The sequence below is a fragment of the Bradyrhizobium sp. SZCCHNR3119 genome (assembly GCF_032487775.1).
Taxonomy (GTDB): domain Bacteria; phylum Pseudomonadota; class Alphaproteobacteria; order Rhizobiales; family Xanthobacteraceae; genus Bradyrhizobium.
On sequence record NZ_JAUEUV010000002.1, the window covers coordinates 630,237 to 643,867 of the forward strand.

The window sequence follows — 13,631 nt, forward strand, 5'->3', positions numbered from 1 at the left end:
ACGTTCAGCGCCGGAAGCTCTTGATCTCCGACACGCTGCCGTCGCGATAAGTCAGTTCGACCGACACGAACTGCGTCGCGGGCGGCAGCTTCAGATACGGCGTTGCATTGGAAGGAATCGCGATCGGGTCCTTCATGTCGCAGGCCGGCAGATTCAGAACCTTGTCAGGCACAGCCGTATCGATGCCGATCCGCACCTGGCGGATCGCGCAGCGATACGACATCAGATGCGTGTAGTAGACGAGCAATCCGTTGAACTCGCGAAATGACAACCAGCTCGTCGCGGTCATGTCGAGGATCTTGCGCTGATCGCGGATCAGCGCAGCTTCCGGCTCGAACCTGATCGGAAACGGGCCCTGCATCTCGCCGCCCGCGTCGACATAGCGCACCTGGATCGTCCCGGCCGGCGTGTCGGCGGGCAGTTCGATCGACGGGTTGGGCATGCGCTTGCGGGTGCGCGGATCGAGCACGTCCATGAATCCGGTCTCGCGAAAGACACCGGCGTCCCCCATCCGCCAGGAGATGCCAAGCGTCGGATCGGCAATCGAGAAGGTGATGGTCCAGCCGCCATTGTGGCGCGAGAACATCGCGATCGGCGCATTGACGCTCTCATTGGCCGGCGGCAGGTGCGGCACCGAGACCGGCGGCAGCGCCGCGACCTTCTGCGGTGGATCGGCAGGCTTATCCGCCGGTGCTGCGCCGGCAAGGCCGTTGAGGAAGACATCGTCGACCATCTGGTCGAAATAGACCGGGACCTGCTTGTGGTGCACGGTCTCCGCCATCTCGCTGACCACGCGGCGCGTACGCTGCGCGACCTGCACCAGGTTGATGCCGGGCTGCGTCAGCTCCTTGGCAAAGGCGCGCGTGAACACTGAATTCGGATTGGCGTCCTCGTTCGATAATCGATCCAATGCGGTTTGCCGCGGCCCCGCAGAAAAGACCGAGAACACGCCTTCAGGCAGTTGCGTCATCGGTGCCAATCCGCCGCCACCAGCAACGGCGCGTGTCCCCGGCCGCTCGAACGGGTTGTTGCGACAGGCGTCAAACACCAGGATCGAAGTCCGCGCCTTCTTGTTCTGCAGCCGCTCGATGACACGGTCCGCCAGAATCGAGGCATCGCGAACCAATTCCTCCTGCCCTTCGGTCGCGGCCGGCACGTCGGTCGGCAGCAGGAAATTCTGGCCGGCAATTTCGAAGCCGTGGCCGGCATAGAAGAAGAACGCAGTGTCGCCGGGCGCGACGGCACTATCGAAGGCAAGCAGCGCCTGGCTGAATTGCTGACGATTCAGATTCTCGGCGACCATGACCTCGAAGCCGAGCTGCTTCAGCGTGTCGCCCATCGTGCGAGCGTCATTGACCGCCTTCTGCAGCTTCGGGACGAATCGGTAGTCGTTGTTGCCGATCACCAGCGCGATGCGCTTCTCCGCATGCGCCGGCAGCGCGAGAACCAGAACGGTCGCGGCAAGACTGCAGACCAGAAGGCCCCTCAACAATGTCCGCATCGATCCCCTGTCCCACTTGAGCTGCACCGATCGGCCCAATGCGATCCGCTTCGCCATAGTCGGCCATCGATCGTCACTGGTTCAAGCCCGAGCACCTGCTTCGGGTGGGCCCGGTGCGGCCGTCTTGCGCCCCCTCCGACCCGAGCAGGGTATCCGGCCACTGCAGGCGAATCTTACCCCAGGGCATAAGCCGATATGCCGCTCAAGGTCGATCGGGGCGGCGACGAAGTGCAACAAGTTTGCGACAGGATGCCTGCAAATAATGCAAAAACATTAGGCTTTTTCGATACTTCGCGCTTCTCCTCCATTGACTTTGGGCAATTTGACCCTATCTTCCCGTGTAACGCGGCTCAGGATCGATCCGATTCCTATATGAGCAACCGCGGGGTCAGCGTAAGTCAGAGAGCCCCCAGCTTATCCAAAGCACGCCGTTTGGGGTTGAACGCGACCACAGCCCGTTCCCCTCGATTCCTAACGGCGGCGTCGAATAGAGGCCTCGTCAGCTAGGGGCCCCGCCAAACAGAGGCTCGATGTCCTTTTCCAATCTCGGTTTATCCGACAAGGTGTTGGCCGCAGTGGCGGCGACCGGTTACACCACACCGACCCCCATTCAAGAACAAGCCATCCCTCACGTCCTGGCCCGCCGCGATGTTCTCGGCATTGCCCAGACCGGCACCGGCAAGACGGCCGCTTTCGTGCTTCCGATGCTGACCATCCTGGAAAAGGGACGCGCCAGGGCACGTATGCCCCGCACCCTGATCCTGGAGCCGACCCGCGAACTCGCCGCACAGGTCAAAGAGAATTTCGATCGCTACGGCGCCGGCCAAAAACTCAACGTCGCGCTTCTGATCGGCGGCGTCTCTTTCGGCGACCAGGACTCCAAGCTGACGCGTGGCGTCGACGTCCTGATCGCAACTCCCGGCCGCCTGCTCGACCATACCGAACGGGGCGGATTGCTGCTCACCGGCGTCGAACTGCTGGTGATCGACGAAGCCGATCGCATGCTCGACATGGGCTTCATCCCGGACATCGAGCGGATCTGCAAGCTGGTCCCCTTCACGCGGCAGACGCTGTTGTTCACTGCCACCATGCCGCCGGAAATCCGGCGCGTCACCGAGGCCTTCCTGCACAATCCGCAGAAGGTCGAAGTCTCCAAGCCTGCTACGACGGCCGTCACGGTGACCCAGTCGCAAGTGCCCTCGGGGCGCGAGGCGCATCAGAAGCGCGAGGTGCTGCGGCGCCTCTTGCGCGAGGCGAAAGACCTCAAGAACGCGATCATCTTCTGCAACCGCAAGCGTGACGTGGCCATCGTCTACAAATCGCTTCAGAAGCACGGGTTCAGCGTTGGCGCGCTGCATGGCGACATGGATCAGTCGGCACGCATGGCCGCGCTCGATCAGTTCCGCAAGGGCGAGTTGCCGCTCCTCGTCGCCTCGGACGTCGCGGCCCGCGGGCTCGACATTCCCGAGGTCAGCCACGTCTTCAATTTCGACGTGCCGCATCATCCCGATGATTATGTCCATCGCATCGGTCGTACGGGACGCGCCGGACGCTCAGGCACTGCGATTTCGATCGTGACGTCACCCGACCAGAAATCCGTCGCGGCCATCGAAAAGCTGATCGGGCAAGGAATCCCCCGCGCTGAAGGCGATTACACCGTTCAGGAGGCTTCGTCGAATCACGAAGACACGCGTGAGCATCGCCCGCGCGACGGCGCTCGGCGCGAGCGCAAGCCTTCACGCGACCGCCACGACCGCAAGCCTCAGCGGGAGCGCGAGACACCGAAGCACGCACATAAAGACGACCGGCCTTCGCACGCTCCCCAACCCCGCGCAGCAACTTCCCAGCCGCGCAGCGAACCGCGGCGCGTGCGCCGCGAGGTCGAGAACGAGCCGGCAGATCATTCTCACCTTCCTGCCTTTCTGCTGCGCCCGGTGCGCGCGCCGGTGGTTTGAGCCGCGCGCGTCCCACATCGACGCATCGCACGCCGACACCGTCCGATGAGACTTGTCCGGATCATCTCCGAGGAGCCAAGCGGCCGAACACCTGAGCGCGTCATCTGACCAGAGGCGCGGACTAACTTATGTTATAGTCGTCAGGTTTCGGCTTCAGCCGCGCTCCGCTCGCTTCCGTTGCAGCTTGAACGTGATAGGCCAACCGCGCTGGCCGCGGCGCCGGTTTGGCGCGCGCCATTCCATCGCGCGATAATGCCTGGAAGCACCCCGGCATCTGTTTACCCCCGATTCACTCTCGTCCACTAACTTGCCTGCATATTTATTGATTGCTCGCGGCAGGCGAATTGTGAGGGACTCGTAGTGGTCAATGTGCTTGACGAATACGAACGCACGCTGGCCTTCGCCGATGTCGCGCTCAGCCAAATCAAGTTGCTGCGCCACACCGCCACGCCGCGCAACTATGAGATCTGGTACGTCTACGCCACCGGCTACAACGCCTCGCTCAACCAGATCATCAACGAGACCTTGGCCCGCAGCGGCAAGCTGGGAGAGCCGGAGCTCGAACAGCTCTACGAGACTTATCTTTCCCAGCAGAAGACCACCGACCGCATCGACAAGGTCGGCGCACGCGTGATCGGTGAGATCGACGATGTGATGAACCTGATCACGGATACGCTCGGGATCACCGCGAGCTATGATGCGAGCCTTGCGGAGGCGGACCAGAAGCTTGCTTCCGTGACCAGTCGCGAGCAGCTGTTCGAGATCGTCGAAGCGCTCGCCCGATCGACGCGCGAAATGCGCGAGACGAACCGGGCGCTCGAACAACGCCTGTCGCTCTCGAAGACCGAGATCAGCGACCTGCAGCAAAGTCTGGAAGCGATCAGGGCCGAGAGCCTGACCGATCCGCTCACCGGTCTCGGCAATCGCAAATATTTCGACCGCATGATCGACATGGCCGTGGAGACGGCGCAGGCGACCTGCCTGCCGCTCTCGCTGCTGATGTTCGACATCGATCATTTCAAGTCGTTCAACGATTCCTACGGCCACCTCACCGGAGATCAGGTGCTTCGCCTGGTCGGCTTGTCGCTGAAACAGGCGATCAAGGGCCAGGACATCACGGCGCGCTATGGCGGCGAGGAATTCGCAGTGGTGCTGCCGAATACAGCCCTCCGGCAGGCCCTCACCGTCGCGGACCAGATTCGCCGCGCGGTCATGGCAAAGGAATTGAAGAAAAAATCGACCGGGGAGGTTCTCGGCCGCGTCACCATCTCGGTCGGCGTGTCCATGCTCAAGCCGGGCGACGACACCGACGCTCTGATCGAACGCGCCGACGCCTGCCTCTATGCCGCCAAGCGCAGTGGCCGCAACCGGGTGATCTGCGAAGTCGATCCGGAATATGTCGCTCAAACGCAGGGCCAAGTCGCCTGTTGAGCAGATGATCGCCTCAAGAAGCGGATTTGCGAGCTCGCTTCGCGGCTTTCGTCGTCGGGGATCGTTTGGCTGACCGCTTTTTTGGTGGCTCGGCCGCCTTTTTCGTCGTGCGTGCCTTGCCGGATCCCGCGCGTCCGGATGCCGCCTTCTTTGCCGGCCGGCTCTTCGCGCTCACCCCATCCTTCTTCGCAGCGGGCCGGCGCGCCCTGCTCCGTTTCTTCAGCGCGGCCCGTTGTGCCGCGGCGAAGGCCGCCTTTGCCCATGTGGCGAATTCCTCGACATCGTCGAACAGATGGGCCGGCACCTCCCAATATGACCCCACGGTCATGGTGCGCGCCCGCGTCTGATATTGGAACGGCTTGGAGCCGGCCGCCTCGAACGCTCCGATGGTCTCTTCGTCCGCGCGCAGATAAAGCCCGCTGCGCAAAGCCAGCGCGAAATTGATGCCATCGGCGGAGATGCCGAAACCTGAAAACATCCGCCGGATCGTCACCGGCCCAAAACTGGCAAACAGATCAGCCAGGAATTCGCGGTCCATCGCGTCCACCGCTCATTGCGCGCCGGGCATGCGATACCGGCCCCTGCTGCGGTTGTCGTCTCCACGATGAGCGATTGTCAATGTCCGAAACACGACAAGGCGGGAATCCGCCCTGACGCGTCACACCTCGGCCGGCTTGAGCTGCACCGACTCGCCGCAGCCGCAGGCGCTGATCTGGTTCGGGTTGTTGAACACGAATTGGGCCTGCATCTTGTCGGCCCTGTAATCCATCTCGGTGCCGAGCAGGAACAGCACCGCCTTCGGATCGACCAGGATCTTGACGCCCTTGTCCTCGACCACCTCGTCGGTGGGCCGGATCTCATGGGCATATTCAACCGTGTAGGACTGTCCGGCGCAGCCGCCGTTCTTGACGCCGACGCGCAGGCCCACGATCTCGGAATCGCTTCGGCTCATCAGTTCGCGAATGCGCGCCGCCGCGGCGTCCGTCAGCCTCATCACCTGCGGGCGGGGCCGCGGCTTCGGCTTCCCGGCAAGGCTCGCTTGTGTGTTCGTCATCGTGTTCATGTGCTCAATCCCGGCGGTCGATCAATCCCGCCTGTTCATTCAAAGTCCGTGCCTGATTACGCCTCACCACATATTGAGGACGAGCCGCGCTTCGTCGCTCATCCGGTCCGGCGTCCATTGCGGCTCCCAGACGATGTTGACGCTCACGATGCCGACCCCCGGCACGCTCGCGATCGCGTTCTCGACCATGGTCGGCAACTCGCCGGCCGCCGGACAATTCGGCGTCGTCAAGGTCATCACCACATCGACGCTGCGGTCGTCCTTGATATCGACCTTGTAGATCAGGCCGAGCTCATAGATGTCGGCCGGAATTTCCGGGTCGAATACCGTCTTCAACGCCGCGATGATCTCGCGCGAGAGCCGCTCGGTCTCTTCCGGCGGCAAGGCCGAATGGGTTTCCACCGACTGGGTTTTGACTTCGGCTGTGTCGCTCATGCAAACAAATCCCGCGCCTTCATCAGGGCCTGCGCCAGTTGATCGACTTCTTCTTTCGTATTGTACATCCCAAACGACGCCCGGCAGGTCGCTGTGACGTTGAATCTCTCCAAAAGCGGCATCACGCAATGCGTGCCCGCACGCACCGCGACGCCCTGGCGGTCGATCACGGTGGCGATGTCGTGCGCATGCGCCCCCTTCATCTCGAACGAGATGACCGGCCCCTTGCCCTTGGCCGTGCCGATCAGCCGCAGCGAATTGATCTCGCGCAGCCGCGCTTCGGCGTAGGTCAACAGATCGTGCTCATGCGCGGCGATGCGGTCCTTACCGATCGAATTGACATAGTCGATCGCAGCGCCCAGCCCGACCGACTCGACGATCGCCGGCGTGCCCGCCTCGAACCTGTGCGGGGGATCGCCATAGGTCACCCAGTCACGCGTGACTTCGCGGATCATCTCGCCGCCGCCGTTATAGGGACGCATCGCGACGAGCAGATCGTATTTTCCGTACAGCACGCCGATGCCGGTCGGACCGTACAGCTTGTGGCCGGTGAAGACGTAGAAGTCGCAGTCGATGTCCTGTACGTCGATCGCCAGATGCACGGCAGCCTGGCTGCCATCGACCAGCACGGGGATGCCGCGGGCGTGCGCGATTCGGACGACCTCCTTGACCGGCACCAGGGTGCCCAGCATGTTCGACATCTGGGTGATCGCAACCAGCTTGGTGCGATCGGTCAGAAGCTTCTCGAACTCGTCGATCAGGAAATTGCCGTCGTCATCTACAGGTGCCCATTTGATCACCGCCCCCTGCCGCTCCCGCAGGAAGTGCCACGGCACGATATTGGAGTGATGCTCCATGATCGAGAGCACGATCTCGTCGCCTTCGCCGATATTCGGCGCGCCGAAGGACGAGGCGACCAGGTTGATCGCCTCGGTGGCATTGCGGGTGAAGATGATCTCCTCAGGCCGGCGCGAATTGAGGAATTGCGCGACCTTGGCGCGGCCGCCCTCATAGGCTTCGGTCGCCGCATTGGCGAGGTAGTGCAGGCCGCGATGCACATTGGCATATTCGGACGTGTAGGCCTGGGTCATGCGATCGAGCACAGCGGCAGGCTTTTGCGCCGAGGCCGCATTGTCGAGATAGACGAGCTTCTTGCCGTAGACCTGCAGCGACAGCGCCGGGAAATCGGCGCGCACGCGATTCACGTCATAGGCGCCATTGGCGACCGCCGGATGCGTGCTCATGCGCGGGCCTCCAACCAATGTTGCGCGGCATCGATGATACGCTCGCGCAAGCCCTCGTCCTCGATGGCCTCGATCGCCTCGCCGACAAAGGCCTGGACCAGCAGCGCCTGCGCCTGCTTCTCGGGCAGGCCGCGCGCGCGCAAGTAAAACAACAGGCTCTCGTCGAGCGCACCGGAGGTCGCGCCATGGCCGCACGAGACGTCGTCGGCGAAGATCTCGAGCTCCGGCTTGTTGTCGGCCTCGGCTTCGTCGGACAGAAGCAGCGCCCGCGTCATCATCCTGCCGTCGGTCTTCTGCGCATCCGGACGCACGATGATGCGGCCCTGGAACACCGAATGCGCGCGGTCGTCGAGCACGGCGCGGAAGTTCTCCCGGCTGGTGCAGCCGGGCACGGCGTGGTCGACCACGATCGTGGTGTCGCCGTGCTGCTTGTCGCGCAGCAGGTTGACGCCGTTGATCGTGAGCTCGCTGCCCTCGCCTGCCAGCGTGATGAAGGCCTGCAGCCGGCTCACGGCACCGCCGCTGGTCATATTGAACAGGTTCAGCTTGGACTTGGTGCCGACGGTGATCAGTTCCGAACTGATATTGACCGCGTCAGTGGCATCGCGCATCAGCCGGATATGCGACAGCTCCGCCCCGTCGCCGACCCAGATCACGGCCACATCGTTGGCCTGATAGGCGGCGGCGCCTTCGGCCGCCACGCAGGTTTCGACCAGGGTCACGCGTGCGCCCTTGCCGATCTGCAGATGCGAGCGGGTGGAGCGCGACGACTTCGCAGCCGTCGCGACATGGATGATCTGCAACGGCCCCGGCAGCTGTACGCCATCAGCGATTCCAACCACCACGCCGTCGGTCGCCAGCGCCGCATTCAGCGAGATCATCGGATCGGTCGAGGTCGTCAGCAACAGATCGCCGCGGGCCTCGTTGGCTTCGTTCTCCAGCACCTTCTGCAGCGTCCGCAGGCTGACGCCCGCCGCGACGTTGTCGGACAGCTCGGCTGCGAAAACGCCATCGACCAGCACCAACTTGATCGCGCCATCGATCGCAACAGGAGCCAGCGCTGCCTTGGCGCGCGCCAGAGCGGCCGCGTCAGGCGTGGGCGCGAGCGGCAGCAACTCGCGCATCAGCGCGCGCAGATCGGTATATTTCCATTCCTCGACGCGCCGATGCGGCAGGCCCGCGCGTTCGAACGCCGCGAAAGCGTCGCGCCTGAGATCGGCGACCCTGCCCGTCCCGGGCAACCGGCTTTGCGCGGCGGCAAAGATGCCATTCGCCGCACTGCCGGAGTCGTTCTTTACCAAAGCAACGGTCATCACAAACCTATTCGCGCGGTTTACGCCGCGTCCTCGAACTGGGCGTAGCCGGAGGCCTCGAGCTCAAGCGCCAGCTCCTTGCCACCGCTCTTCACCACACGGCCCTTCGACATCACATGCACGACGTCAGGCACGATGTAGTTGAGCAGCCGCTGATAATGCGTGATCACGATCATCGCGCGCTCGGGCGAGCGCAGCGCATTGACGCCGTCGGCGGCGATGCGCAGCGCGTCGATGTCGAGGCCGGAATCCATCTCGTCGAGAATGCAGAGCGAGGGCTGGAACAGCGCCATCTGCAGCACCTCGTTGCGCTTCTTCTCGCCGCCGGAGAAGCCGACATTGACGCCGCGCTTGAGCATGTCCTGCGGAATGCCGAGCGACTTCGCGGTCTCGCGCACCTTCTTCAGGAAATCCGGGGTCGAGAACTCCTCCTCGCCGCGCGCCTTGCGCTGCGCGTTCAGCGCCGTGCGCAGGAAGGTCATGGTGGCAACGCCGGGGATTTCGACCGGGTATTGGAAGGCCAGGAAAACGCCCTTGGCGGCGCGCTCGTCCGGCTCCATCGCAAGCAGATCCTCGCCCTTGAACAGGATCTCGCCGCCGGTAACCTCATAACCGGGCTTACCTGCGATCACATGGCTGAGCGTCGATTTGCCGGAGCCGTTCGGCCCCATGATGGCGTGGATCTCGCCTTCGTTCACGGTCAGCGACAGTCCATGGAGGATTTCACGCTCCTCGACGCGGACTTGCAGGTTCTTGATTTCGAGCAATGGCATCGTTGTCTTCCGTCTGTTCCTCGTCCTGCATGCGCCGGAGGCGGTCTCAAAGGACGAAGGTCGCGAGATCTATGTGAAAGTATGTGCGGGACGGCCGCGCCGTCCTGCAACAAGGTCTATCCGACCGAGCCTTCGAGCGAGATCGAGATCAGCTTCTGCGCCTCGACCGCGAACTCCATCGGGAGCTGCTGCAGCACATCCTTGACGAAGCCGTTGACGACCAGCCCGACCGCCTCCTCCTGGCTCAAGCCGCGCTGGACGCAGTAGAACAGCACGTCCTCGGAGATCTTCGAGGTCGTCGCCTCGTGCTCGAACACGGCAGAGGAGTTCTTGGCTTCGATGTAGGGCACGGTGTGCGCGCCGCATTTGTCGCCGATCAAGAGCGAGTCGCAGGCGGTAAAGTTGCGCGCGCCGCTCGCCTTGCGATGCGCGGTGACGAGGCCGCGATAGGTGTTCTGCGATTTGCCGGCCGCGATGCCCTTGGAGATGATCCGGCTCGTCGTGTTCTTGCCAAGATGGATCATCTTGGTGCCGCTATCGACCTGCTGATAGCCATTGGAGATCGCGATCGAGTAGAATTCACCACGCGAATTATCGCCGCGCAAAATGCAGCTCGGATATTTCCAGGTGATCGCCGATCCCGTCTCGACCTGGGTCCAGGAGATCTTGGAGTTGGCGCCGCGGCAATCGCCACGCTTGGTGACGAAGTTGTAGATGCCGCCCTTGCCTTCCGAATTGCCCGGATACCAGTTCTGCACGGTCGAGTATTTGATCTCGGCGTCATCGAGCGTGACCAGCTCAACCACGGCTGCATGCAGCTGATTCTCGTCGCGCTGCGGCGCGGTGCAACCTTCGAGATAGGAGACGTAGGAGCCCTTGTCGGCGATGATCAGCGTGCGCTCGAACTGGCCGGTGTTGCGCTCGTTGATGCGGAAATAGGTCGACAGCTCCATCGGGCAGCGCACGCCCGGCGGCACGTAGACGAACGAGCCGTCGGAGAACACGGCCGAGTTCAACGTCGCAAAGAAGTTGTCGGAGGTCGGCACCACGCTGCCGAGATATTTCTGCACGAGTTCCGGATGCTCGCGGATCGCCTCGGAGATCGGCATGAAGATCACGCCGGCCTTCTTCAGCTCCTCCTTAAATGTCGTCGCGACCGAGACCGAGTCGAACACGGCATCGACCGCGATCTTGCGACTCTCCGGGCTGCCGGCGCCGGGCACGGGCTCGACCCCCTCGAGGATCGCGACCTCGCGCAGGGGAATGCCGAGCTTCTCATAGGTCTTCAGGATCTCCGGATCGATCTCGTCGATCGAGGAGAGCTGCTTCTTCGGCTTCGGCGCCGAATAATAATAGAGATCCTGGTAATCGATCTTCGGGTAGTCGACGCGCGCCCAGGTCGGCTCGGTCATGGTCAGCCAGCGGCGATACGCCTCCAGCCGCCATTCGAGCATCCAGGCCGGCTCGTTCTTCTTTCCCGAAATGAAGCGGATGGTGTCTTCCGAAAGCCCCTTGGGGGCCTTCTCGGACTCGATCAGGGTCTCAAACCCATAACGATACTGGTCGACGTCGATCCGCCTGACGCGGTCGACCGTCTCTTGCACGGCTGCCATTCATTCCTCCGCTCGCGGTTTCAAGGACCGCGGTGGACATCTTACGGAACCGTCTTACGACGTTTCGCGGGCGAAATCACCTGCCTAGAATCGTTCAAGCTGGGTTTCGCTACTCAGTTTAAGTAAGGTCCCGGCAAGCCTTCGCCAAGCCTCCAGGCACCGATCCACGTCATCGGTTCGCGTGGACCAGCCCAGACTGAGGCGCACCGCTCCCTGTGCCAAAGTGGAACTGATGCCCATGGCTTCCAGGACGTGGGATGGCTGGACCTTGCCGGAGGAGCAGGCCGAGCCGGAAGACACCGCGACGCCGGCGAGGTCGAAGCCAATCACCGCCGTCTCCGCCTTCAGACCAGGGGCCGTGAACAGCGTGGTGTTCGGCAGCCGCGCTGTATCGGACGAAAATACCGTCACGCCAGGCGTCTGCCGCAAGCCGCTTTCGAGGCGATCGCGCAAGGCGCCAATGCGCGCCTGATCCGTTTCGAGCGCCGCCATCGCCGCTTTCGCCGCCGCCCCAAACCCTAAGATTCCACTTACATTTTCGGTTCCGGCCCGGCGCCCGCGCTCCTGGCCGCCGCCGCGCAACAGCGCCGGCGGCCCATCGATCCCGGCCCCCAGCACGAGGGCACCGACGCCCTTCGGCCCGCCGATCTTGTGCGCAGAAACCGTCGCAAGGTCCGCCCCCACATCGTTGATACGAAAAGGAACTTTGCCAAATGCCTGGATCGCATCGACGTGCAGCAGCCCGCCCGCCTCACGAACGAGCTCCGCAACCTGCAAAATCGGTTGAAGCGCGCCGGTCTCGTTGTTGGCGGCCATCACCGAGACCAGAGCCGGCGGCCCATCGGCCAGCATGGCGCGCAGCCGCTCCAGATCGACGACACCGGACGGGACCACCGGGATGGTGCGGATCGCTCCCGGGTCGAACTGGCCGCCAGCCAGGACCGAGGCGTGCTCGATGGCCGACACCAGGAGCCGCTGAACCGGTCCAGCCGGCGCCCGCAAGCCGGGACTGAGCGCCAGCACATTGGCCTCGGTGCCTCCGGAGGTGAAGACCACGTTCCGCGGCAAGCCCCCCACGGCCCGCGCGATCGACTCGCGCGCCTCCTCCACCAGCCGGCGCGCCTGGCGTCCCTCGGCATGCACCGAGGAGGGGTTGCCGACGAGATCGAGCGCCGCCGTGATCGCGGCCCGGGCCTCGGGCCGCAGGGGCGTGGTGGCGTTCCAATCGAAATAGACGCGCTCGGGCATTTCGCATTCCATCTTCCGCTGCGGCTCCAACTCGCCGGCTCTTGCGGCTCGTCGCATTCGACGCGCTCTGCCTATTTGGGGGGCTAACGCCTTGAATGCATTGCCGGATGTTGAAAATTCTTGCTTTTGGCCCCTGCCAGCATGCTAGAAGGCGTCCTTCTATTCACGACAGCGCCCTCCGCAATCCGCAACCGGATGGCGCTTCAGTCGCCGCTCTCCTGCAACATTCGTCGGCGGTCGCGCCGGCCGAAGCTAGCACGACGTCGCGCGATATTTGCCAAGGGTTCTCAAGGGTTCACCGATGCCTGAAGTCATCTTTAACGGTCCGGCGGGCCGTCTCGAAGGCCGTTATCATCCGGCCAAGCAGAAGAACGCGCCGATTGCGATGATCCTGCATCCGCATCCGCAGTTCCATGGCACGATGAACCATCAGATCGTGTACCAGTGCTACTACGCCTTCGCTCATCGCGGCTTCTCGGTGCTGCGCTTCAATTTCCGCGGCGTCGGCCGGAGCCAGGGCGCGTTTGACCACGGCACCGGCGAGTTGTCGGATGCCGCCTCGGCGCTGGACTGGGCGCAGACCATCAACCCCGAGGCGCGTGCCTGCTGGGTCGCCGGCTTCTCCTTCGGCGCCTGGATCGGCATGCAGCTTCTGATGCGCCGCCCGGAGGTCGAGGGCTTCATCTCGATCGCCCCGCCCGCCAACCTCTATGACTTCTCCTTCCTGGCGCCCTGCCCCTCGTCGGGCCTGATCGTCCATGGCGAGAAGGACGCCGTGGTGCCGCCGAAGGACGTCAACACGCTGGTGGAGAAGCTGAAGACGCAGAAGGGCATCGTCATCGATCAGCAGATCATTCCCGGCGCCAATCACTTCTTCGACGGCAAGCTCGAGCCGCTGATGGAAACCATCACGGCCTATCTCGACATGCGGCTCGCCAACGTGCGCTGAGCGCGGGCGGAGCGGCGGTCATACTCACGAGCGCCGCATCCTCCGCTCTCATCACCCGCGAAAGCGGTTGATCCAATACGCATCACAGTTGGTCACCGCCGTCTCG

12 protein-coding genes are annotated in these 13,631 nt (G+C 63.3%); 3 read left to right on the forward strand and 9 right to left on the reverse strand.

From position 1 onward, the window contains the following. Positions 1 to 4 precede the first annotated feature (4 nt). Positions 5 to 1,501, reverse strand: a complete 1,497-nt coding sequence (locus QX034_RS30200) for a caspase family protein (RefSeq protein ID WP_315767897.1) — start codon at positions 1,499 to 1,501, stop codon at positions 5 to 7. A gap of 530 nt (positions 1,502 to 2,031) precedes the next feature. Between QX034_RS30200 and QX034_RS30205 the strand changes: the two genes are divergently transcribed. Both QX034_RS30205 and QX034_RS30210 read left to right on the forward strand, forming a co-directional pair. Beyond that, positions 2,032 to 3,456: a DEAD/DEAH box helicase gene (locus QX034_RS30205; RefSeq protein WP_315703761.1), complete on the forward strand. Its 1,425-nt coding sequence runs from the start codon at positions 2,032 to 2,034 to the stop codon at positions 3,454 to 3,456. Between the two features lie 360 nt (positions 3,457 to 3,816). After that, positions 3,817 to 4,887: a diguanylate cyclase gene (locus tag QX034_RS30210; protein WP_315703760.1), complete on the forward strand. Its 1,071-nt coding sequence runs from the start codon at positions 3,817 to 3,819 to the stop codon at positions 4,885 to 4,887. A gap of 13 nt (positions 4,888 to 4,900) precedes the next feature. On the opposite strand, the gene QX034_RS30215 is transcribed toward QX034_RS30210, so the two are convergent. The 8 genes from QX034_RS30215 to QX034_RS30250 all read right to left on the reverse strand — a co-directional run bounded on the left by QX034_RS30215 (position 4,901) and on the right by QX034_RS30250 (position 12,576). Further along, a complete protein-coding gene (locus QX034_RS30215; protein WP_315703759.1) occupies positions 4,901 to 5,425 on the reverse strand; it encodes a TfoX/Sxy family protein in 525 nt (174 codons plus the stop codon). Positions 5,426 to 5,545: 120 nt separating this feature from the next. Beyond that, positions 5,546 to 5,950, reverse strand: coding sequence for a HesB/IscA family protein (locus QX034_RS30220; RefSeq protein WP_409977488.1), 405 nt, complete (start codon positions 5,948 to 5,950; stop codon positions 5,546 to 5,548). Positions 5,951 to 6,013: 63 nt separating this feature from the next. After that, positions 6,014 to 6,385: an SUF system Fe-S cluster assembly protein gene (locus tag QX034_RS30225; RefSeq protein ID WP_315703758.1), complete on the reverse strand. Its 372-nt coding sequence runs from the start codon at positions 6,383 to 6,385 to the stop codon at positions 6,014 to 6,016. Continuing rightward, entirely contained in the window at positions 6,382 to 7,629 is a 1,248-nt protein-coding gene (locus QX034_RS30230; protein WP_315731116.1) for a cysteine desulfurase, read from the reverse strand. Before QX034_RS30230 ends, QX034_RS30225 begins: the two co-directional genes overlap by 4 nt. Continuing rightward, positions 7,626 to 8,942, reverse strand: coding sequence for a Fe-S cluster assembly protein SufD (sufD, locus tag QX034_RS30235; protein ID WP_315703756.1), 1,317 nt, complete (start codon positions 8,940 to 8,942; stop codon positions 7,626 to 7,628). The genes QX034_RS30230 and sufD overlap by 4 nt, the downstream gene beginning before the upstream one ends. 20 nt (positions 8,943 to 8,962) lie before the next feature. After that, positions 8,963 to 9,715 (reverse strand): Fe-S cluster assembly ATPase SufC, encoded by a 753-nt coding sequence (gene sufC, locus QX034_RS30240; RefSeq protein ID WP_315703755.1) that lies wholly within the window; start codon positions 9,713 to 9,715, stop codon positions 8,963 to 8,965. 116 nt (positions 9,716 to 9,831) lie between these two features. Continuing rightward, a complete protein-coding gene (gene sufB, locus QX034_RS30245; RefSeq protein ID WP_315703754.1) occupies positions 9,832 to 11,328 on the reverse strand; it encodes a Fe-S cluster assembly protein SufB in 1,497 nt (498 codons plus the stop codon). Positions 11,329 to 11,412: 84 nt separating this feature from the next. Next, complete coding sequence (locus QX034_RS30250) at positions 11,413 to 12,576, reverse strand: cysteine desulfurase family protein (protein ID WP_315703753.1); 1,164 nt, start codon at positions 12,574 to 12,576, stop codon at positions 11,413 to 11,415. A gap of 301 nt (positions 12,577 to 12,877) precedes the next feature. Between QX034_RS30250 and QX034_RS30255 the strand changes: the two genes are divergently transcribed. After that, positions 12,878 to 13,525 carry an alpha/beta hydrolase gene (locus tag QX034_RS30255; protein WP_315703752.1) on the forward strand — a complete coding sequence of 216 codons (648 nt, stop codon included), beginning with the start codon at positions 12,878 to 12,880 and terminating at the stop codon, positions 13,523 to 13,525. Positions 13,526 to 13,631: the final 106 nt, after the last annotated feature.